Source organism: Citrobacter sp. Cb028, assembly GCF_030336705.1.
Lineage (GTDB): Bacteria > Pseudomonadota > Gammaproteobacteria > Enterobacterales > Enterobacteriaceae > Citrobacter > Citrobacter braakii.
In genome coordinates this window covers 1-22,621 of sequence record NZ_JAOWCZ010000022.1, presented here as the reverse complement: position 1 = coordinate 22,621, position 22,621 = coordinate 1, and the positions used below count along the sequence as shown (strand labels likewise).

Below are 22,621 nucleotides of genomic sequence, written 5' to 3'. Positions count from 1 at the left end.
CATTCCTTGAGCTATTTCACGCCAGTGTAACATGTGTGTCACTCATACTCTGCCCGACAGAGGGCGACAGTATCTTCAATCAATCGACGCGCGACGGTGCCCGGCGGGGGCAGGAGCGGTAAATCGTCGTAGCGATACCAGTTCGCTTCCAGCAGTTCTTTCGGGTCAATAACAATTTCGCCGCTATCATACTCCGCCATAAATGCGGTCATCAAAGACTGTGGGAACGGCCACGGCTGAGAAGTGACGTAGCGCAGGTTTTTCACCTTAATGCCGCTCTCTTCCATGACTTCGCGTGCCACCGCCTGCTCGAGGGTCTCGCCCACTTCGACAAAACCCGCCAGCACGGTATGCACGCCGTTACGATGGCGAACATGTTGAGCAAGCAGAATAGCGTCGTCACGGCGAATAGCGACGATAATGCAGGGGGCAATTTGCGGGTAGTAGCGTTCTCGACAGTGGCTACACAGCATCGCCCATTCCGTTTTACTCGGGTGCATGGGATGACCGCAGTAACCGCAGAATTTATGTGAGCGGTAGAACTCGGCCAGTTGTACGCCGCGTCCGGCCAGTTGAAACAGGCCAACATCCTGGTCAATGACCTGGCGCACAGACCCCATATCGTGCCGACGCTGCTGCTGCACCAGCCAGACCGTCTCCCCTTCCCATTCGCCTATAGGAAGTGCACGCTGCCCGGTCAGATCAAAACTTGCTGCGTCGCCGTAAGGCAGTTCGCCATGAGGCAACCATAACTTTTGCTCATGACTGACAATCCACCAGCCGCTATCTAATTTTTCAATTATACGATCCATATCTCTTGCGCAACCTTTGCTTCACAGGCATGTTGTTTACATTATTTTTACATTTACGGGTGAGCCGTTCCTAAACACCATCTTGCGGAGTCAATCATGCTAAACCAGCTGGAAAGCCTGACGGAGCACGTCGGAGGAAGTAACAAACTGGTTGATCGCTGGCTACATGTACGTAAGCACCTGCTCGTGGCTTACTACAATCTGGTTGGCATTAAGCCAGGCAAAGAATCGTACATGCGGCTCAATGAAAAGGCGCTGGATGATTTTTGCCAGAGCCTGGTCGATTACCTTTCCACCGGACACTTCAGTATTTATGAACGTATTCTCCATAAATTGGAAGGGAACGGGCAGCTTTTAAAAGCCACAAAAATTTGGCCGCTCCTGGAAGCCAATACGCAACTGATCATGGACTACTATGATTCCAGTCTGGAGACCGCCATTGATCACGATAACTTCCTTGAATTTCAACAGGCCTTATCGGATATCGGCGAGGCGCTGGAAGCCCGGTTCGTGCTGGAAGATAAGCTGATCATGCTGGTTTTTGATGCGATGCACGAGAGTAGCATGATCAAACGTCCTGCTTGAGATTTGCGACATTAACGCGTAATTTACATTCATTACCTCTTTTTGAGGTTACTTCTTGTCGGAGTGCTTATTTTCCACAGCAGCATGAGTGGAAAAGGCTGAGACCGTTAATTCGGGATCCGCGGAACCTGATCAGGTTAAAACCTGCGAAGGGAACAAGAGTCAATCTTCAACCGTATCGCCCTTTGGCGTTCGTCTCTCTTGCTTCATCCGTCGTCTGACAAGCCATATCCTTACTTTTATTTGGAATGAGCTATGTCTGCCACTACTAAACCATCACGCCGCGAACAGCGCGCCCAAGCCCAACACTTTATCGACACGCTGGAAGGTACCGCCTTTCCTAACTCAAAACGTATCTACATCACCGGTTCGCAGGCGGATATTCGCATCCCGATGCGCGAAATCCAGCTAAGTCCTACGCTGATTGGTGGTACGAAAGACAACCCGCAGTTTGAAGAGAACGAAGCCGTGCCAGTGTACGACACCTCCGGGCCGTACGGCGATCCTGATGTGGCGATTAACGTTCAGCAGGGTCTGGCGAAACTGCGCCAGCCGTGGATTGCGGCGCGTAATGATAGCGAAGAATTAGACGACCGTAGCTCCGCTTATACCAAAGAACGTCTGGCCGACGATGGCCTGGACGAGCTGCGTTTCAGCGGCCTGCTGACGCCAAAACGCGCCAAAGCCGGCAAGCGCGTTACCCAGTTGCACTATGCCCGTCAGGGGATGGTTACCCCGGAGATGGAATTTATCGCCATCCGTGAAAACATGGGCCGCGAGCGCATTCGTAGTGAAGTGCTGCGCCATCAGCATCCAGGGATGAACTTTGGCGCTCGCCTGCCGGAAAACATCACCCCGGAATTCGTCCGTGATGAAGTCGCTGCGGGCCGCGCGATTATTCCTGCCAACATCAACCACCCGGAATCCGAGCCGATGATCATCGGTCGCAACTTCCTGGTGAAGGTGAACGCCAACATCGGTAACTCGGCGGTGACCTCCTCCATTGAAGAAGAGGTGGAGAAGCTGGTGTGGTCGACCCGCTGGGGCGCAGATACGGTGATGGACCTCTCCACCGGCCGCTATATTCACGAAACCCGCGAGTGGATCCTGCGTAACAGCCCGGTGCCGATCGGTACCGTACCGATCTACCAGGCGCTGGAGAAGGTTAACGGGATCGCCGAAGATCTCACCTGGGAAGCCTTCCGCGACACGCTGCTCGAACAAGCCGAACAGGGCGTCGACTACTTCACCATTCACGCGGGCGTACTGCTACGCTACGTGCCGATGACCGCCAAACGCCTGACAGGAATTGTCTCGCGCGGCGGTTCGATCATGGCGAAATGGTGTCTCTCTCATCACAAAGAGAACTTCCTGTTTGAACATTTCCGCGAGATTTGCGAAATCTGTGCCGCCTATGACGTTTCGCTCTCTCTCGGCGACGGCCTGCGTCCAGGCTCGATTCAGGATGCCAACGACGAGGCGCAGTTCTCCGAGCTGCATACGCTGGGCGAACTGACCAAAATCGCCTGGGAATACGACGTGCAGGTGATGATTGAAGGCCCGGGTCATGTGCCGATGCATATGATCCAGCGCAATATGACCGAAGAGCTGGAGCACTGCCATGAAGCGCCGTTCTACACCTTAGGGCCGTTGACGACAGATATCGCGCCGGGCTATGACCACTTCACCTCCGGCATTGGTGCGGCGATGATCGGCTGGTTTGGCTGTGCGATGCTGTGCTACGTCACGCCAAAAGAGCACCTTGGCCTGCCGAACAAAGAAGACGTGAAGCAAGGGCTGATTACCTACAAGATTGCCGCCCACGCCGCTGATTTAGCCAAAGGCCATCTGGGTGCGCAGATCCGCGATAACGCCATGTCGAAAGCGCGCTTCGAATTCCGCTGGGAAGACCAGTTTAACCTCGCACTCGACCCATTCACCGCCCGCGCCTATCACGATGAAACCCTGCCACAGGAGTCCGGCAAGGTTGCCCACTTCTGCTCCATGTGCGGGCCGAAGTTCTGCTCGATGAAAATCAGCCAGGAGGTCCGCGACTACGCCGCTGCACAAACCATTGAAATCGGAATGGCGGATATGTCGGAGAACTTCCGCGCCAAAGGCGGCGAAATCTACCTCAAAAAAGAGGAGGCGTGATGTACCAGCCTGATTTCCCGACCGTGCCGTTCCGCCTCGGGCTTTACCCGGTGGTAGACAGCGTTGAATGGATTGAACGCTTGCTGCAGGCAGGTGTGCGCACGATCCAACTGCGCATTAAAGATAAACGTGATGAAGAGGTCGAAGCCGACGTCATTGCCGCCATAGAGTTGGGGCGTCGCTATGACGCTCGCCTGTTTATCAACGATTACTGGAGTCTGGCAATTAAGCACAACGCGTACGGCGTGCATTTGGGCCAGGAAGACCTCGAAACCACCGACCTGAAGGCGATTCAGGCGGCGGGGCTACGCCTGGGTGTTTCCACTCACGATGATATGGAGATAGACGTAGCGCTGGCTGCTAAGCCTTCTTATATCGCGCTGGGCCATGTCTTCCCGACGCAAACCAAGCAGATGCCGTCGGCCCCGCAGGGTCTCACGCAGCTGGCAAGCCATAGTAAACGACTGGCGGATTACCCCACTGTCGCTATCGGCGGCATCAGCCTTGAGCGCGCCCCGGCGGTGCTGGCGACCGGTGTTGGCAGCATTGCCATGGTCAGCGCCATAACCCACGCCGCAGACTGGCAGGCAGCCACGGCGCAGCTACTGGACATTGCGGGAGCCGGCGATGAATGACTGCGATTTTATGCGCTACAGCCGCCAGATCCTGCTCGGCGACATTGCCATTGAGGGCCAACAAAAGCTGCTCGATAGCCATGTGCTGATCGTCGGTTTAGGTGGGCTCGGCTCGCCTGCGGCACTGTATCTGGCGGGAGCGGGCGTCGGCACGCTGACGTTGGCGGACGATGATGACGTTCATCTGAGCAACCTGCAGCGGCAAATATTGTTCACCACCGATGATATCGCCCGGCCGAAAGCACAGGCGGCAAAGCGACATCTGACACGCCTTAATCCGGACAGCGAGCTTGTCGTCCTTGAGCAGCGGCTGACCGGTGAGGCGCTCCGGCATGCGGTAGCGCGTGCCGACGTGGTGCTCGACTGTACCGACAACATGGCGACGCGCCAGGAAATTAACGCCGCCTGCGTGATGCTCAACACTCCGCTCATCACCGCCAGCGCTGTGGGCTTTGGCGGCCAGCTAATGGTACTGACGCCACCGTGGGAACAAGGCTGTTACCGTTGCCTGTGGCCGGATGATGTAGAGCCGGAACGCAACTGCCGCACCGCCGGCATCGTCGGCCCGGTTGTGGGCGTGATGGGCACCTTGCAGGCGCTGGAGGCGATTAAATTACTCAGCGGCATTGAAACTCCCAATGGAGAGCTACGCCTGTTCGACGGTAAAACCAGCCAGTGGCGCAGCCTCGCGCTGCGTCGTGCCAGCGGCTGCCCGGTCTGCGGAGGACAACATGCAGATTCAGTTCAATGATGAGCCGATGCAGTGCGCCGAGGGACAAACCGTCAGCGGGCTGCTCACTGCGCTAAATCAACTTAAACCGGGAGCGGCGCTGGCGCTCAATCAGCAGATCCTGCCGCGCGAGCAGTGGGAGCAGCAAATCGTGCAGGAAGGCGACCAGATCCTGCTTTTTCAGGTTATTGCAGGGGGTTGATATGTTACGTATTGCCGACAAAACGTTTGATTCACATCTGTTCACCGGCACCGGAAAATTTGCTTCGTCGCAGCTGATGGTCGAGGCGATTCGCGCCTCCGGCAGCCAACTGGTGACGCTGGCGATGAAGCGCGTGGATTTGCGCCAGCACAACGATGCCATTCTGGCCCCACTTATCGACCCGGGGGTGACACTACTGCCTAACACCTCTGGGGCGAAAACCGCGGAAGAGGCTATTTTCGCCGCCCAGCTGGCACGTGAAGCGCTGGGCACAAACTGGCTAAAATTAGAAATCCACCCGGACGCCCGCTGGCTATTGCCGGATCCGATTGAAACGTTAAAAGCCGCGGAAGCATTGGTGAAACTGGGCTTTGTGGTGCTGCCCTACTGCGGCGCGGATCCGGTGCTGTGTAAGCGGCTGGAAGAGGTCGGCTGCGCGGCGGTAATGCCGCTCGGCGCGCCCATCGGTTCTAATCAGGGACTGGAAACGAAAGCGATGCTGGAGATTATTATCCAACAGGCAACCGTACCGGTGGTGGTTGATGCGGGTATCGGCGTCCCCAGCCACGCCACACAGGCGCTGGAAATGGGTGCCGACGCAGTGCTGGTCAACACGGCAATCGCCGTGGCCGACTGCCCGGTCACGATGGCTACCGCCTTCCGTCTGGCGGTTGAAGCGGGCCTTCTGGCGCGCCAGGCGGTACCAGGAAGCAAAAGTTCGCAGGCAAGCGCCACCAGCCCGTTAACCGGATTCCTGGAGGCCTTCGTATGAAAACGTTCAGCGACCGCTGGCGCCAGCTTGACTGGGATGACATCCGCCTGCGTATCAACGGTAAAACCGCCGCTGACGTGGAGCACGCCCTCAACTCTTCACAGCTTAGTCGCGACGATCTGATGGCGTTGCTCTCCCCTGCCGCCGCCGACTTTCTGGAGCCGTTGGCACAGCGAGCGCAGCGCCTGACCCGGCAGCGCTTCGGCAACATGGTCAGCTTTTATGTTCCGCTGTATCTCTCGAATCTTTGCGCCAACGACTGCACCTACTGCGGCTTTTCCATGAGCAACCGTATCAAACGCAAAACGCTGGACGAAGATGAGATAAAACGAGAGTGTACCGCTATCCGTGAGCTGGGTTTTGAGCATCTGTTGTTGGTCACCGGTGAACATCAGGCAAAAGTCGGAATGGATTACTTTCGTCGCCATTTGCCCACCATTCGCCGCCAGTTTGCCTCATTGCAGATGGAAGTTCAGCCGCTGTCAGAGGCTGAATATGCGGAGCTGAAGACGCTGGGACTGGATGGCGTGATGGTGTATCAGGAGAGTTATCATGAGGCGATTTACGCTCGCCACCATCTGAAGGGGAAAAAGCAGGATTTCTTCTGGCGACTGGAAACGCCGGACAGGCTGGGCCGCGCAGGGATCGACAAAATCGGTCTTGGCGCGTTGATTGGTTTGTCCGACAGCTGGCGGGTCGATTGCTATATGGTGGCTGAACATCTGCTGTGGATGCAGCAGCATTACTGGCAGAGCCGCTACTCCATCTCCTTCCCTCGCCTGCGCCCATGCACCGGTGGCGTTGAACCCGCATCGATCATGGACGAGCGACAGTTGGTCCAAACCATTTGCGCGTTTCGTTTACTGGCGCCAGAAATTGAGCTGTCGCTCTCCACCCGCGAATCGCCATGGTTCCGTGATCATGTGATCCCGCTGGCGATCAACAACGTCAGCGCCTTCTCAAAAACACAGCCCGGCGGTTATGCCGATAACCATCCTGAACTGGAACAGTTCTCCCCACACGACGCCCGTCGCCCAGAAGCCGTTGCTGAAGCACTAATGGCGCAGGGGTTACAGCCCGTGTGGAAGGACTGGGACAGCTATCTGGGACGCGCTTCGCAGATACCGTAAGTCCGGAGCAATCGCATAAAACGAAAAAACCCGCTTTCGCGGGTTTTTTCTTCACTGTCACTTAACTGCTCAGGCTCTGGCCTTCATCGCTATCGTAAGCATTAGTGAAATTATCGGCGATTACAGCGCGACAACGTTAACAGCAGACGGGCCTTTAGCGCCATTCTCCACAGAGAACTCCACTTTTTGACCTTCGTCTAATGTTTTAAAATCGTTACTCTGGATAGCAGAGAAATGCACAAACACGTCCTTGCTACCGTCCTGAGGAGTGATAAAGCCGAAGCCTTTCTCAGAGTTAAACCATTTTACTAAACCAGTCATTTTGTTAGACATAGATACTTCCTTTCATATTTTTGAGCCGCTTAAGCAGCGAAGATGGCCTGTTTTGCAGAAATTAACTTATGGGGCACTTAGGGAGGAGGCTCATGAAGAAGAGTATCTGAGGATAACGCTTGAACTGAGAACTGCTTTACTAAAACTGCTTTCATAAGGTCTGTGTATCAAACCGATGTCGCTATAGTAGACTTACTTCTAATCAATAAGCAAGAATTAATTTATTTAATAATCGCTCAGCGCCGAAATGTTACACCATCGCGGTTGAGCATTTCAGGTAACAACTTGATCTAAAATGAACAAAAGCCCTGACCATTGCAGTCAGGGCTTTAAGTTACTACACACTTCAAATTTAACATTAATAAACTTAACGATTTAATACTGCTGATGGTACTACTTTAAAATGTACACGTTTACTACAGATAATATTGGATATTGATACTAACTAAAACCGTCCTCTATTTACCGTTAAACACATTCCACCCGCTTGATAATAGAACTCAAGGCTGGTGATCTAAACAAGTACACTTCCCCTCGCGACATATACTCTTTGATGCGTTGCCTTATTTCCCTTGCGATAACCAGAAAACAGAAACCGCAAACATTTACTATTAAATCATGGCGTTACATCGTCGCGTTTTACTAACTATTTGCGATTAGATATATCAACTACGTGGCCTGAAAGCATTGTCGAGGTGAATAAATAGCGTTTTCAGCATCGACTATCCCATACAAAAATACTTCGTGGCCTTTATCGCAACCCCCAATCAAGCTCTACTAACACTTACTACGTTAACAGCAAACTACAATTTCTCCGCTGTTAAGTATTAACATACGGGTTTAAAAAACGCTGTCAATACTGTTTTTTATAACATGTCTTTATTAACAGTGATTATATATTCCTGCATATGATAAATGGGTCAACAATCGCCAAATCAGGGCCAGATCGTAGGGTTGAGCCTCTTTTTGTAACCGGTTTCAGAAAAAGTGACTTTCTTTGTGATGCTTTGCACACAATCGTTGCAAAGCAGTTGTTGCTGCGGCTGGCTCGCGATAATTATCAACCCACACATGTTGATCGAGACTGCTTATGAAAAACATCGTTTTATGCTGTGCCGCCGGAATGTCCACCAGCATGCTGGTGCAAAAGATGAAAGATGCCGCCCAGAAAAAAGGTGTCGACGTCACTATCAAAGCGGTCCCGGTGGCTGAGTTTGAAGAGAATATCGCCACCGCGGATATCGTATTGCTCGGCCCACAGGTTAAGTATGAACAGGCCAAGCTGCAGGCGCTCGCCGACCCGCTAGGAAAAAAAGTCGCCGTTATCGATATGATGGATTACGGCATGATGAAAGGCGATGCGGTACTGGACAAAGCGCTGAAACTACTGGAGTGATGGCATGGAAGAGTTAGAAACGATCATCATGGAATTATTGGTAAACGCCGGAGCTGCGCGCAGTCAAGCCCTGACGGCGTTGCAACTGGCGCGTAAAGGTGATTTCGCCGGGGCAGAACACGCGATGATAGAATCACGCGAGTATGTTAAACAAGCGCATAAAATCCAAACCCAGCTGATCGGAATTGACGAAGGTACCGGCAAACTACCGGTTAATCTCATCACCGTCCATTCGCAGGACCACCTGATGAATGCCATGGTGATTCAGGATCTGGCAGGCGATATGATTGAACTGTATCGACGCTTACCACCAGTAAACTGATCGGAAGGCGTAAGCCTGGCGTCATCATGCCGGATGGCAGCTGATGCCTTATCCGGCCAACATAATACATCTTAAATCCATCGACATAAAAAAACCCGCCGAAGCGGGTTTTTTATTAGTGTCAGCAACGATTAATCGTTGTCAGAACCGCCAAGGCCTGCGTTCAGCAGTTCTGCCAGGCTGGCAGACGCATCTTCAGCAGTCACCTGCGGAGCAGCTGGCAGTTCGCCCGCTGCGCGGCGGCGCATACGATCCTGGTGGTACGCATAACCGGTACCCGCCGGGATCAGACGACCCACGATAACGTTCTCTTTCAGACCGCGCAGTTCATCACGTTTACCTGCAACAGCGGCTTCGGTCAGGACACGCGTGGTTTCCTGGAACGATGCTGCAGAGATGAAGGACTCGGTTGCCAGAGACGCTTTGGTGATACCCAGCAGATCGCGGGAGAATGTTGCACCCACTTTGCCGTTCGCTTCCAGATCGCGGTTAGCAATCTTGACACGGGAGTATTCAACCTGCTCGCCTTCCAGGAAGTCGGAGCTACCAGCGCTTTCGATGGTGGCTTTACGCAGCATCTGACGAACGATAACTTCGATGTGCTTATCGTTAATCTTAACGCCCTGCAGACGGTATACGTCCTGAACTTCGTTAACGATATAACGAGTTACAGCATGCACACCACGCAGACGCAGGATGTCGTGCGGCGCTTCCGGACCGTCGGAAACAACGTCACCACGTTCTACACGTTCACCTTCGAACACGTTGAGCTGACGCCATTTCGGAATCATCTCTTCGTACGGCTCGCTACCGTCTACCGGGGTGATAACCAGACGACGTTTACCTTTGGTTTCTTTACCGAAGGAAATGATGCCGCTGATTTCAGCCAGGATTGCCGGCTCTTTCGGACGACGTGCTTCGAACAGGTCCGCAACGCGCGGCAGACCACCGGTGATATCCTTGGTACCGCCGGATTCCTGCGGTACACGCGCCAGGGTGTCACCAGAACTGATCTGTACGCCATCTTCCAGCTGAACAATCGCTTTACCCGGCAGGAAGTACTGAGCAGGCATATCGGTGCCTGGGATCAGAACGTCGTTGCCCTGAGCATCAACAATTTTCAGTGCCGGACGCAGGTCTTTACCACCCGCAGTACGTTCTGCAGAATCCAGAACCACCAGAGAAGACAGACCGGTCAGCTCGTCGGTCTGACGAGTAATGGTCTGGCCGTCGATCATGTCAGTGAAGCGGACGAAACCACTCACTTCGGTGATAACCGGCATGGTGTGCGGATCCCAGTTCGCTACGGTTTCGCCGCCAGCAACCTGTTCGCCATCACCTTTCGCCATAACGGAGCCGTAAGGCACTTTATAGCTTTCTTTGGTACGGCCGAATTCGTCGATCAGTTTCAGTTCGGTGTTACGTGAGGTGATAACCAGTTTACCGCTGGAGTTAACAACCGACTTCGCATTGCTCAGACGGATGCTACCTTTGTTTTTCACCTGGATGCTGGATTCAGCAGCCGCACGAGATGCCGCACCACCGATGTGGAACGTACGCATCGTCAGCTGTGTACCCGGTTCACCGATGGACTGTGCCGCGATAACGCCGATTGCTTCACCTTTATTGATGATGTGGCCACGCGCCAGGTCACGACCGTAACAGTGCGCACATACACCAAAGTCGGTGTCACAGGATACAACGGAACGGACCTTGACGGAGTCAACGGAGTTCTCTTCCAGCAGGTCACACCACTGTTCGTGCAGCAGCGTGTTGCGTGGAACCAGAATATCCGCCGTGCCCGGCTTCAGAACGTCTTCAGCAGTCACACGACCCAGAACGCGATCGCGCAGCGGTTCTTTAACATCACCACCCTCGATAACCGGGGTCATGGTGATACCTTCCAGCGTGCCGCAATCGTCTTCAGTAACAACCAAGTCCTGCGCAACGTCAACCAGACGACGGGTCAGATAACCGGAGTTCGCTGTTTTCAGTGCGGTATCCGCCAGACCTTTACGAGCACCGTGAGTAGAGATGAAGTACTGGAGTACGTTCAGACCTTCACGGAAGTTCGCGGTGATTGGCGTTTCGATGATGGAGCCATCTGGCTTAGCCATCAGACCACGCATACCAGCCAGCTGACGAATCTGTGCTGCAGAACCACGCGCACCGGAGTCGGCCATCATGTAGATGCTGTTGAAGGAAACCTGCTGCTCTTCTACGCCGTCACGGTTAATCACGGTTTCGGTTTGCAGGTTATCCATCATCGCTTTGGATACACGATCGTTCGCCGCAGCCCAGATATCGATAACTTTGTTATAGCGTTCGCCCGCGGTTACCAGACCAGACTGGAACTGCTCCTGGATCTCAGCAACTTCAGCTTCCGCTTCAGAGATGATCTCGTGTTTCTTCTCTGGGATGACCATGTCATCAATACCAACAGATGCACCTGAACGCGCTGCATAAGCAAAGCCGGTGTACATTGTCTGGTCAGCGAAGATAACGGTCGGCTTCAGGCCCAGAATGCGGTAACAGGTGTTCAGCATTTTGGAGATTGCTTTCTTGCCCAGCGCCTGGTTGACGATGGAGAAAGGCAGACCTTTCGGTACGATCATCCACAGAATGGCGCGACCAACGGTCGTGTCTTTCAGGCTGGTGTGCGCAACGAATTCGCCGTTTTCATCTTTTTCGTATTCAGTGATACGCACTTTAACACGCGCATGCAGAGAGGCCAGACCTGCGCGATAGATACGCTCAGCTTCTTTCGGGCCAGTCAGCACCATGCCTTCGCCTTTGGCGTTAACACAGTCACGGGTCATGTAGTACAGACCCAATACAACGTCCTGAGACGGAACGATGATAGGTTCGCCGTTCGCCGGAGACAGGATGTTGTTGGTAGACATCATCAGCGCACGCGCTTCGAGCTGGGCTTCCAGCGTCAGCGGTACGTGAACAGCCATCTGGTCACCATCGAAGTCGGCGTTATATGCCGCACAAACCAGCGGGTGCAGCTGGATAGCTTTACCTTCGATCAGTACCGGTTCAAATGCCTGGATACCCAGACGGTGCAGGGTTGGTGCACGGTTCAGCAGTACCGGGTGTTCGCGGATAACTTCGTCGAGGATATCCCAAACGACAGCTTCTTCACGCTCAACCATTTTCTTAGCGGCTTTGATGGTGGTGGCCAGGCCACGCAGTTCCAGCTTGCCGTAAATGAACGGTTTGAACAGTTCCAGTGCCATTTTCTTCGGCAGACCGCACTGATGCAGACGCAGGTATGGACCTACGGTGATTACAGAACGACCGGAGTAGTCAACACGCTTACCGAGCAGGTTCTGACGGAAACGACCCTGTTTACCTTTGATCATATCGGCCAAAGATTTCAGAGGACGTTTGTTAGAACCGGTGATCGCACGACCACGACGACCGTTATCCAGCAGGGCGTCAACCGCTTCCTGCAGCATACGTTTTTCGTTACGTACGATGATGTCCGGCGCAGCCAGATCCAGCAGACGTTTCAGACGGTTGTTACGGTTGATCACGCGACGGTACAGATCGTTCAGATCCGATGTTGCGAAACGACCACCATCCAGCGGAACCAGCGGACGCAGATCTGGCGGCAGAACCGGCAGAACGGTCAGGATCATCCACTCTGGCTTGTTGCCAGACTGTACGAATGCTTCCAGCAGTTTGATACGTTTGGTCAGCTTCTTACGCTTGGTTTCGGAGTTGGTTTCGTTCAGCTCTTCGCGCAGAGTTTCGCACTCTTGCTCCAGATCCATGCTCTTCAGCAAGGCCTGGATTGCTTCCGCACCCATCTTCGCGTCGAATTCGTCACCGAACTCTTCCAGCGCGTCCAGATACTGCTCTTCAGTCAGGATCTGTTGACGTTCCAGGTTAGTCATACCGCCTTCGATAACCACATAAGATTCGAAGTACAGTACGCGTTCGATATCGCGCAGCGGCATATCGAGCAGCAGACCGATACGGGACGGCAGAGATTTCAGGAACCAGATGTGAGCGGTCGGAGACGCCAGCTCGATGTGGCCCATACGCTCACGGCGTACTTTAGTCTGGGTCACTTCAACGCCGCACTTCTCACAGATCACACCACGGTGTTTCAGGCGCTTGTACTTACCGCACAGGCACTCATAGTCTTTTACCGGCCCAAAGATACGGGCGCAGAAAAGGCCGTCACGTTCAGGTTTGAACGTACGGTAGTTGATGGTTTCCGGCTTCTTAACTTCACCGAAAGACCATGAACGGATCATGTCTGGCGAGGCCAGAGCAATTTTGATCGCATCAAACTCTTCGGTTTTAGTCTGCGCTTTCAGAAACTTTAATAAATCTTTCACGGATTTGCTCCCGTCGGAGTTAGCACAATCTGGCGCTGGCTGTTACGCCAGCACCAGTGACCTGTTTGATCGAGAGTTACTCGTCTTCCAGCTCGATGTTGATACCCAGCGAACGAATCTCTTTCAACAGTACGTTGAAGGATTCCGGCATGCCTGGTTCCATCTGATGGTTGCCGTCCACGATGTTTTTATACATCTTAGTACGACCGTTCACGTCATCAGACTTAACGGTGAGCATTTCCTGCAGGGTGTATGCCGCGCCGTATGCTTCAAGCGCCCACACTTCCATCTCCCCGAAGCGCTGACCACCGAACTGAGCCTTACCACCCAGCGGCTGCTGAGTAACCAGGCTGTAAGAACCGGTAGAACGCGCATGCATCTTGTCATCAACCAAGTGGTTCAGTTTCAGCATGTACATGTAGCCAACGGTAACCTGGCGCTCGAACTGCTCACCGGTACGACCGTCGAACAGTGTGATCTGACCGGAAGTCGGCAGGCCACCCAGCTGTAACAGTTCCTTGATTTCAGACTCTTTCGCACCGTCGAACACCGGCGTTGCGATCGGCATACCTTTTTTCAGGTTTTCAGCCAGACGCAGAACTTCTTCATCGCTGAAGGTATTCAGGTCAACTTTCTGACGAACATCTGAACCCAGATCGTAAGCACGCTGGATGAATTCGCGCAGTTTCGCGACTTCCTGCTGCTGTTTCAGCATGGCGTTGATCTTATCGCCAATACCTTTCGCAGCCATACCCAGGTGGGTTTCAAGGATCTGACCGATGTTCATACGCGATGGTACGCCCAGCGGGTTCAGCACGATATCTACCGGCGTACCGTTAGCATCGTGTGGCATATCTTCGATCGGGTTGATCTTAGAGATTACACCCTTGTTACCGTGACGACCTGCCATCTTATCACCAGGCTGGATCCGACGTTTAACCGCCAGATAAACCTTAACAATCTTCAGCACGCCCGGTGCCAGATCGTCGCCCTGAGTGATTTTACGGCGTTTCGCTTCGAGTTTTTTCTCGAACTCGTGTTTCAGTTCGTCGTACTGCTCAGCCAGTTGTTCCAGCTGATTTTGTTTCTCTTCGTCGGTCAGGCCGAGTTCTAACCAGCGATCGCGCGGCAGTTTGTCGAGCTTCTCAGCTTCAACACCACCGGAAACCAGCACAGCGTAGATACGGCTGAACAGGCCAGCTTCGAGGATTTGCAGTTCTTCAGACAGGTCTTTTTTCGCCTGCTTCAGCTGCATCTCTTCGATTTCCAGCGCACGTTTGTCTTTTTCTACGCCATCGCGAGTAAAGACCTGAACGTCGATAATCGTACCGGAAACACCGTTGGGCACGCGCAGAGAAGAATCTTTAACGTCAGACGCTTTCTCACCGAAGATCGCACGCAGCAGCTTCTCTTCTGGCGTCAGCTGGGTTTCACCTTTCGGCGTTACCTTACCAACCAGAATATCGCCACCGGTTACTTCCGCGCCGATATAAACGATACCGGATTCATCCAGTTTGGAGAGCGCAGCTTCACCCACGTTCGGGATGTCAGCGGTGATCTCTTCCGGCCCCAGCTTGGTGTCACGGGACACACATGCCAGTTCCTGAATGTGGATGGTGGTGAAACGGTCTTCCTGGACAACACGCTCAGATACGAGGATGGAGTCTTCGAAGTTGTAACCATTCCATGGCATGAATGCCACGCGCATGTTCTGACCGAGCGCCAGTTCACCGAGATCGGTGGACGGACCGTCTGCCAGCACATCACCACGTTCAACCGGCTCGCCCAGAGATACGCAAGGCATCTGGTTGATACAGGTGTTCTGGTTAGAACGGGTGTATTTGGTCAGGTTATAAATGTCGATACCTGCTTCGCCCGGGTACATCTCGTCTTCGTTAACTTTGATAACGATACGGGAAGCATCCACGTACTGGACGGTACCGCCACGTTTAGCAACTGCGGTAACACCGGAGTCGACGGCAACAGCACGTTCCATACCGGTACCAACCAGCGGCTTATCAGCGCGCAGAGTCGGAACCGCCTGACGTTGCATGTTCGCACCCATCAATGCACGGTTGGCGTCATCGTGTTCCAGGAACGGGATCAGGGACGCACCGACGGATACCACCTGCTGGGTGGATACGTCCATGTAGTCAACCTGGTCACGGCTGAACAAGCTGGATTCGCCTTTGCTACGGCAGGTAACCAGATCTTCTACAAAGTGGCCTTCGTCATCCAGGTTGGAGTTCGCCTGAGCGATAACGTAGTTGCCTTCTTCGATAGCTGACAGGTAATGAATTTCGTCAGTTACAACACCGTCGGTCACTTTACGGTACGGAGTCTCGAGGAAGCCGTATTCGTTAGTCTGTGCGTACACAGACAAGGAGTTGATCAGACCGATGTTCGGACCTTCAGGCGTTTCGATTGGACATACGCGACCGTAGTGAGTCGGGTGTACGTCTCGAACTTCGAAGCCTGCGCGTTCACGGGTCAAACCGCCTGGGCCGAGTGCAGAGATACGACGTTTGTGCGTAATCTCAGACAGCGGGTTGTTCTGGTCCATAAACTGAGACAGCTGGCTGGAACCAAAGAACTCTTTCACTGCTGCAGAAATCGGCTTAGCGTTGATCATATCCTGAGGCATCAGGGTATCCAGATCGCCCAGAGACAGACGCTCTTTCACCGCACGCTCAACACGTACCAGGCCAACGCGGAACTGGTTTTCCGCCATTTCGCCTACGGAACGGATACGACGGTTACCGAGGTGGTCGATATCATCGACTTCGCCTTTACCGTTACGGATATCGATGAGCTTCTTCATCACTTCGATGATGTCATCTTTGCTCAGGATACCGGAACCTTCGATTTCGTCGCGCAGCAGAGAACGGTTGAACTTCATACGACCAACCGCAGACAGGTCATAGCGGTCTTCGGAGAAGAACAGGTTCTCGAACAGGCTTTCAGCAGCTTCACGCGTCGGCGGCTCACCAGGGCGCATCATGCGGTAGATTTCTACCAGCGCGCTCAGACGATCGTTGGTTGGGTCGACACGTACAGTTTCAGAAATGTACGGACCGTGGTCCAGATCGTTGGTGAACAGCGTTTCGATACGCTTGTGGCCAGACTGGCTCAGCTTAGCCAGCAGATCCAGACTCAGCTCCATGTTAGCTGCGCAGATCAGCTCGCCAGTAGATTCGTCAACGTAGTCTTTAGCCGCAACTTTACCAGCAATGTATTCAACCGGAACTTCGATATGTTTGATATCGTCTTTTTCCAGTTGGCGAATGTGGCGCGCAGTGATGCGACGGCCTTTTTCGACGTAGACTTTGCCGTTAGCTTCGATGTCAAAGGAGGCGGTTTCACCACGCAGGCGTTCCGGCACCAGTTCCATCTGCAGCTTGTTGTCACGAATTTCGAAAACAACTTTCTCAAAGAATAGGTCAAGGATCTGCTCAGTGGTGTAGTTCAGTGCACGCAGAATAATGGTCGCAGGCAGTTTACGGCGACGGTCAATACGTACGAACAGGTTGTCCTTCGGATCGAATTCGAAGTCCAGCCAGGAACCACGGTAAGGGATAATACGCGCGTTATACAGCACTTTACCCGAAGAGTGGGTTTTACCTTTGTCGGAGTCAAAAAAGACGCCAGGACTACGGTGCAGCTGAGAAACGATAACACGCTCAGTACCGTTGATAACAAAGGTACCGTTGTCTGTCATGAGCGGAATTTCGCCCATGTAGACTTCTTGTTCTTTAATGTCTTTTACGGTGCCTTCCGGCGCTTCGCGCTCGTAGATCACCAGGCGCAGTTTTACGCGCAGCGGTGCGGAATAGGTCACGCCACGGATCTGACATTCCTGAACGTCAAACACCGGTTCGCCAAGGCGGTAGCTGACGTATTGCAGCTCGGAATTACCGCTGTAGCTCTGAATCGGGAAAACGGAACGGAAAGCTGCTTCCAGACCATACTGCCCTTCAGGATCTTGCTCGATGAACTTCTGAAACGAGTCAAGCTGGATAGAAAGGAGATAAGGTATGTCCAACACTTGCGGACGTTTACCAAAATCCTTACGAATACGTTTTTTCTCGGTATAGGAGTAAACCATTAGGGTTCCTCAGCTCGCTGACAAGTCGACCCATCTGTCCGACGAAGGGACAGTTTGTGCAACACTATTTTGTTGACCGGAAAATCGAATACTTTCCGCAATGCCTGTTGCTATCACGCTTAAACCATTTCATTGCGATTTACACAGAACTGACGTTCTGTCGCAGTATATTAAGACGTCGATAGAAACAAGCATTGAAAGGCACAGCAGTAGTCAAACAGTGTGAAATGCTACTGGCGCCTTACAGCGCAAAAAGGCTGGTGACTAAAAAGTCACCAGCCATCAGCCTAATTTCTTAGGCTGCAACCAGAAAAGTTGGCTTATTTAACTTCAACTTCAGCGCCAGCTTCTTCCAGAGATTTTTTCAGTGCTTCTGCGTCGTCTTTGCTCACGCCTTCTTTCAGCGCAGCCGGTGCAGATTCTACCAGGTCTTTAGCTTCTTTCAGACCCAGGCCAGTTGCGCCACGTACTGCTTTGATAACAGCAACTTTGTTAGCGCCAGCAGCTTTCAGAATTACGTCGAATTCAGTTTTTTCTTCAGCAGCTTCAGCCGGGCCAGCAGCTACAGCTACAGCAGCAGCAGCAGAAACACCGAATTTTTCTTCCATTGCAGAAATCAGTTCTACAACGTCCATTACGGACATAGCGGATACTGCTTCAATGATTTGATCTTTAGTGATAGACATTTAAATTGTTCCTGAAAATCAGAATAAGTTTATACGTAAGCAGATGCTTTACAAAGATAACTGCGATTAAGCAGCTTCTTTCGCATCGCGTACAGCAGCCAGAGTACGAACCAGTTTGCCAGCCGAAGCTTCTTTCATGGTTGCCATCAGGCGTGCAATTGCTTCTTCGTAGGTCGGCAGAGTTGCCAGGCGATCGATATTCGATGCCGTAATCAACTCACCTTCAAAGGCTGCGGCTTTGACCTCAAATTTTGCATTCGCTTTCGCGAACTCTTTGAACAGACGAGCAGCAGCGCCCGGGTGTTCCATAGAGTATGCAATCAGGGTCGGACCAACAAACGTGTCTTTCAGGCACTCGAACTGAGTACCTTCAACGACGCGGCGCAGCAGGGTGTTACGAACAACACGCATGTATACGCCAGCTTCACGACCTGCTTTACGCAGTTCAGTCATTTTATCTACAGTTACGCCACGGGAATCCGCAACTACTGCAGACAGCGCGCCTTTGGCTACTTCGCTGACTTCAGCAACAATCGCTTGTTTGTCTTGAAGATTTAAAGCCATTAGCTTTGCTCCTGGATGTTTGCCGGAACTCATGTTCCGGAACTCACTTCACTCCCCCCAACGGAGAGAGCGTCTAAATACGGTGAGCAGAAACAAGCCAGAGTATCAGAAATAATCTTAGCGTTCTGTCACCGTCTACGCAGGGCATTAAGTTTCTTACGAAACACCTGCGGTCTTCGACGGAGGCCTGGATTAGGCCAGGCTCCAACGAACAAATCTTTTCTATCTGTCGCTATTCAATCTGTAGTGGCGTTGACTGCCTTGCCACAGCCTGAATATCTCAGATATACGTCTGCAATTAGCAGAATACGTGGGGGTAAGATTGTAGACAAAATCACCGCCCACGTAAAGGCGAATATTAGTTCGCCACAGTCGCAGTCAGACCGGACTGATCAACGGCAACGCCAGCACCCATGGTGGTGGAGATGCTAACTTTCTTGATGTACACGCCTTTTGCCTGAGTCGGTTTTGCTTTTTTCAGCGCAACCAACAGAGCTTCCAGGTTTTCTTTCAGTTTGTCAGCGTCAAAATCCACTTTACCGATGGTGGTGTGAATGATGCCGTTTTTGTCGTTACGGTAACGAACCTGACCAGCTTTAGCATTCTTAACAGCTTCAGCAACGTTAGGAGTTACAGTACCAACTTTCGGGTTTGGCATCAGGCCGCGCGGACCCAGAACCTGACCCAGTTGGCCAACAACGCGCATTGCATCCGGGGAAGCAATAACAACGTCAAAGTTCATTTCGCCTTTCTTGATCTGTTCAGCCAGATCTTCCATACCTACCAGCTCAGCGCCTGCAGCTTTAGCAGCTTCAGCGTTTGCACCCTGGGTAAATACGGCTACGCGAACGGAACGGCCAGTACCGTGCGGCAGTACAGTTGCACCACGTACGTTCTGGTCAGATTTACGAGCATCGATGCCGAGGTTAACAGCAACGTCCACGCTTTCTACGAATTTAGCAGTGGCCAGCTCTTTCAGCAGAGCGATAGCTTCGTTGATGTCATACTGCTTAGTAGCATCAACTTTGTCACGGATCACGGACATGCGCTTGGTCAGTTTAGCCATTTCTTAGTCCTCCACTACCAGGCCCATGGAACGTGCAGTACCTTCAATGGAGCGAGTCATCGCTTCAATGTCGGAACCAGTCATGTCGGCAGCTTTGGTCTGCGCGATTTCCTGCAGCTGAGCGCGGGAAATTTTACCCACTTTGTCTTTGTTCGGCTTGCCGGAACCAGACTTGATACCAGCCGCTTTCTTCAGCAGAACTGCTGCCGGAGGCGTTTTGGTAACGAAAGTGAAAGAACGGTCAGCGTAAACGGTGATAACAACCGGGATTGGCAGACCTTTTTCCATGGAATCAGTTTTAGCGTTGAACGCTTTGCAGAATTCCATGATGTTCACGCCTTGTTGACCCAGTGCAGGACCTACCGGCGGACTCGGGTTAGCCATACCAGCTGCAACCTGCAGCTTGACATAGGCTTGGACTTTCTTAGCCATTCTAAATTCCTCTAGTTGGGTTATAACGCCTCAAGGAGGCTCCCCGTGATTAAATTCGTTTTACGGATAGGATCCATAAAAACAAAAGGCGCGAAATTGTATTCCAATCTCGCGCCTTGTGCAACGATTAAATCGTCGCTTTTTTGATCGGGGTGTTAGGCTTTTTCAACCTGAGCGAAGTCCAGTTCAACCGGAGTCGCACGACCGAAGATAGATACGGAAACTTTCAGACGAGACTTCTCGTAGTCCACTTCTTCAACCACGCCGTTAAAGTCAGCGAACGGACCGTCGCTAACGCGAACCATTTCACCTGGCTCAAACATCGTTTTCGGACGCGGCTTGTCGCCAACCTGCTGCAGACGGTTCATGATCGCATCAACTTCTTTGTCGCTGATCGGCGCCGGACGGTCAGAAGTACCGCCGATAAAGCCCATCACACGCGGCACGCTGCGCACCAGGTGCCAGCTTGCGTCATTCATCACCATCTGGACCAATACATAGCCCGGGAAGAATTTACGTTCGCTCTTGCGACGCTGGCCGCCACGGATTTCAACCACTTCTTCGGTCGGCACCATGACTTCGCCAAACAGCTCTTCCATATTTTGTAACTTGATATATTCGCGCAGCGATGTAGCTACGCGGCCTTCAAAACCGGAAAACGCCTGAACGACGTACCAGCGCTTTTTAGGGGCTTCAGACATCTTAGAACCTCAGGCCAGTGATAAAGGATACCAGGCGAACCAGAATACCATCCAGTCCCCACAGGATCAGTGACATTACTGCGGTAACCGCAGCCACAATTAATGTGGTGTGCAATGTTTCCTGGCGAGTTGGCCAAATGACCTTACGGACTTCGGTTCTCGCTTCACGGGCAAAAGCAACGGTCGCTTTACCTTTTGTTGTCAACAGCGCGACACCACCCGCTGCGGCAATCAGAATCACTACGGCCAGCGCACGCAGCGGCAGCATCATGTCACGATAGAGGTAGTTGCCAACGATAGCTACAAGCAGCAATACAGCGACAACAACCCACTTCATCGCTTCCAGGCCGCGCCCGCTTCCTTGAGCTTCGGTATTCGCACTCATAAACCAACCTGTCAGAAGTATTCTACAAACATTTTCACCCCGCGTAAGCGAGGCGATCCAAACCGAAATGCTCTGGTGCGTTTCGGACTAAACGCCCTCTTCAGAGCCTGTCTCAGCAATGATTATGACAAATAAAATCACTGATGAGCCAGGTTCTGGTGTGAAAGCGTGCAAAAAGGGCATCAAATGATGCCCTTTTATTGCGCATTGCGTCAAATGTTATTCGGCAATTAGCTCATTACTTTAGCAACAACGCCCGCACCAACAGTACGGCCGCCTTCACGGATTGCGAAACGCAGACCGTCGTCCATCGCGATTGGGTGGATCAGGGTAACAACCATTTTGATGTTGTCGCCCGGCATTACCATCTCAACGCCTTCCGGCAGTTCGATGGTACCAGTCACGTCAGTAGTACGGAAGTAGAACTGCGGACGGTAGCCTTTGAAGAACGGAGTATGACGGCCGCCTTCATCTTTGGACAGAATGTACACTTCAGATTCGAACTTGGTGTGCGGCTTGATAGAGCCCGGCTTAGCCAGTACCTGACCACGTTCGATTTCTTCACGTTTGATACCACGCAGCAGAACACCAACGTTCTCACCAGCACGGCCTTCGTCCAGCAGTTTGCGGAACATTTCAACGCCAGTACAGGTAGACTTAGCAGTCTCTTTGATACCAACGATTTCAACTTCTTCACCAACTTTGATGATACCGCGCTCTACACGACCGGTAACAACGGTACCACGACCGGAGATGGAGAATACGTCTTCGATAGGCAGCAGGAACGGCTTGTCAATCGCACGCTCTGGTTCTGGGATGTAAGAATCCAGGAAGCCAGCCAGTTCGATGATTTTCGCTTCCCACTCTGCTTCGCCTTCCAGCGCTTTCAGAGCAGAACCACGAACGATCGGAGTGTCGTCGCCCGGGAAATCGTACTGAGACAGAAGTTCACGAACTTCCATTTCTACCAGTTCCAGCAGCTCTTCGTCATCAACCATGTCGCATTTGTTCAGGAACACGATGATGTACGGAACGCCTACCTGACGACCCAGCAGGATGTGCTCACGAGTCTGCGGCATCGGGCCGTCAGTCGCAGCAACAACCAGGATCGCGCCGTCCATCTGCGCAGCACCGGTGATCATGTTTTTAACATAGTCGGCGTGGCCCGGGCAGTCTACGTGTGCGTAGTGGCGAGTCGGGGTGTCATATTCAACGTGAGAAGTGTTGATGGTGATACCACGAGCTTTTTCTTCCGG

General features: G+C 52.6%; 20 protein-coding genes and 1 riboswitch. Of the genes, 9 read left to right on the top strand and 11 right to left on the bottom strand.

Features of this window, described 5'->3' with window-relative positions:
- Nucleotides 1-38 precede the first annotated feature (38 nt).
- Complete coding sequence (gene nudC, locus OGV75_RS01825; protein WP_016155312.1) at nt 39-812, bottom strand: NAD(+) diphosphatase; 774 nt, start codon at nt 810-812, stop codon at nt 39-41.
- Nucleotides 813-908: 96 nt separating this feature from the next.
- Here nudC and OGV75_RS01820 point away from each other — a divergent pair, with 96 nt between their 5' ends.
- From OGV75_RS01820 to thiH, 7 genes are all read left to right on the top strand, one after another.
- Nucleotides 909-1,397, top strand: coding sequence for an Rsd/AlgQ family anti-sigma factor (locus OGV75_RS01820; protein ID WP_047498843.1), 489 nt, complete (start codon nt 909-911; stop codon nt 1,395-1,397).
- A gap of 49 nt (nt 1,398-1,446) precedes the next feature.
- A riboswitch (TPP riboswitch) is annotated at nt 1,447-1,569 on the top strand.
- Nucleotides 1,570-1,652: 83 nt separating this feature from the next.
- Nucleotides 1,653-3,551, top strand: coding sequence for a phosphomethylpyrimidine synthase ThiC (thiC, locus tag OGV75_RS01815; protein WP_286480302.1), 1,899 nt, complete (start codon nt 1,653-1,655; stop codon nt 3,549-3,551).
- Entirely contained in the window at nt 3,551-4,186 is a 636-nt protein-coding gene (gene thiE / locus OGV75_RS01810) for a thiamine phosphate synthase (protein ID WP_279272549.1), read from the top strand. Before thiC ends, thiE begins: the two co-directional genes overlap by 1 nt.
- Complete coding sequence (locus OGV75_RS01805; protein ID WP_286480301.1) at nt 4,179-4,937, top strand: HesA/MoeB/ThiF family protein; 759 nt, start codon at nt 4,179-4,181, stop codon at nt 4,935-4,937. The genes thiE and OGV75_RS01805 overlap by 8 nt, the downstream gene beginning before the upstream one ends.
- Complete coding sequence (gene thiS, locus OGV75_RS01800; RefSeq protein WP_016155307.1) at nt 4,918-5,118, top strand: sulfur carrier protein ThiS; 201 nt, start codon at nt 4,918-4,920, stop codon at nt 5,116-5,118. The genes OGV75_RS01805 and thiS overlap by 20 nt, the downstream gene beginning before the upstream one ends.
- Nucleotide 5,119: 1 nt before the next feature.
- Nucleotides 5,120-5,890 (top strand): thiazole synthase, encoded by a 771-nt coding sequence (gene thiG / locus OGV75_RS01795; protein WP_286480300.1) that lies wholly within the window; start codon nt 5,120-5,122, stop codon nt 5,888-5,890.
- Nucleotides 5,887-7,020, top strand: a complete 1,134-nt coding sequence (gene thiH / locus OGV75_RS01790) for a 2-iminoacetate synthase ThiH (RefSeq protein ID WP_286480299.1) — start codon at nt 5,887-5,889, stop codon at nt 7,018-7,020. The genes thiG and thiH overlap by 4 nt, the downstream gene beginning before the upstream one ends.
- Nucleotides 7,021-7,140: 120 nt before the next feature.
- Here the strand turns inward: thiH and cspE are convergent, their stop codons facing one another.
- Nucleotides 7,141-7,353 (bottom strand): transcription antiterminator/RNA stability regulator CspE, encoded by a 213-nt coding sequence (cspE, locus tag OGV75_RS01785; RefSeq protein ID WP_016155304.1) that lies wholly within the window; start codon nt 7,351-7,353, stop codon nt 7,141-7,143.
- Nucleotides 7,354-8,443: 1,090 nt separating this feature from the next.
- Here cspE and OGV75_RS01780 point away from each other — a divergent pair.
- Both OGV75_RS01780 and OGV75_RS01775 read left to right on the top strand, forming a co-directional pair.
- Complete coding sequence (locus OGV75_RS01780) at nt 8,444-8,749, top strand: PTS sugar transporter subunit IIB (protein ID WP_016155303.1); 306 nt, start codon at nt 8,444-8,446, stop codon at nt 8,747-8,749.
- 4 nt (nt 8,750-8,753) lie between these two features.
- Nucleotides 8,754-9,071, top strand: a complete 318-nt coding sequence (locus OGV75_RS01775; RefSeq protein WP_047415986.1) for a PTS lactose/cellobiose transporter subunit IIA — start codon at nt 8,754-8,756, stop codon at nt 9,069-9,071.
- A gap of 131 nt (nt 9,072-9,202) precedes the next feature.
- Here the strand turns inward: OGV75_RS01775 and rpoC are convergent, their stop codons facing one another.
- The 9 genes from rpoC to tuf form a co-directional block, all read right to left on the bottom strand.
- Entirely contained in the window at nt 9,203-13,426 is a 4,224-nt protein-coding gene (gene rpoC / locus OGV75_RS01770) for a DNA-directed RNA polymerase subunit beta' (protein WP_016155301.1), read from the bottom strand.
- Nucleotides 13,427-13,502: 76 nt separating this feature from the next.
- Nucleotides 13,503-17,531, bottom strand: coding sequence for a DNA-directed RNA polymerase subunit beta (rpoB, locus tag OGV75_RS01765; RefSeq protein WP_003033111.1), 4,029 nt, complete (start codon nt 17,529-17,531; stop codon nt 13,503-13,505).
- 320 nt (nt 17,532-17,851) lie between these two features.
- Nucleotides 17,852-18,217 (bottom strand): 50S ribosomal protein L7/L12, encoded by a 366-nt coding sequence (gene rplL, locus OGV75_RS01760; RefSeq protein WP_000028882.1) that lies wholly within the window; start codon nt 18,215-18,217, stop codon nt 17,852-17,854.
- Nucleotides 18,218-18,283: 66 nt separating this feature from the next.
- Nucleotides 18,284-18,781: a 50S ribosomal protein L10 gene (rplJ, locus tag OGV75_RS01755; protein ID WP_005132895.1), complete on the bottom strand. Its 498-nt coding sequence runs from the start codon at nt 18,779-18,781 to the stop codon at nt 18,284-18,286.
- 358 nt (nt 18,782-19,139) lie between these two features.
- Complete coding sequence (rplA, locus tag OGV75_RS01750) at nt 19,140-19,847, bottom strand: 50S ribosomal protein L1 (RefSeq protein WP_016155300.1); 708 nt, start codon at nt 19,845-19,847, stop codon at nt 19,140-19,142.
- A 3-nt stretch (nt 19,848-19,850) separates the two neighbouring features.
- On the bottom strand, nt 19,851-20,279 hold the full coding sequence (gene rplK / locus OGV75_RS01745; RefSeq protein WP_003033122.1) for a 50S ribosomal protein L11: 429 nt from the start codon (nt 20,277-20,279) through the stop codon (nt 19,851-19,853).
- 155 nt (nt 20,280-20,434) lie between these two features.
- On the bottom strand, nt 20,435-20,980 hold the full coding sequence (nusG, locus tag OGV75_RS01740) for a transcription termination/antitermination protein NusG (RefSeq protein ID WP_003033125.1): 546 nt from the start codon (nt 20,978-20,980) through the stop codon (nt 20,435-20,437).
- A gap of 1 nt (nt 20,981) precedes the next feature.
- Nucleotides 20,982-21,365: a preprotein translocase subunit SecE gene (gene secE / locus OGV75_RS01735; RefSeq protein WP_003033128.1), complete on the bottom strand. Its 384-nt coding sequence runs from the start codon at nt 21,363-21,365 to the stop codon at nt 20,982-20,984.
- A gap of 230 nt (nt 21,366-21,595) precedes the next feature.
- A partial coding sequence (tuf, locus tag OGV75_RS01730; protein WP_189624548.1) for an elongation factor Tu occupies nt 21,596-22,621 on the bottom strand: 1,026 nt, incomplete at its 5' end.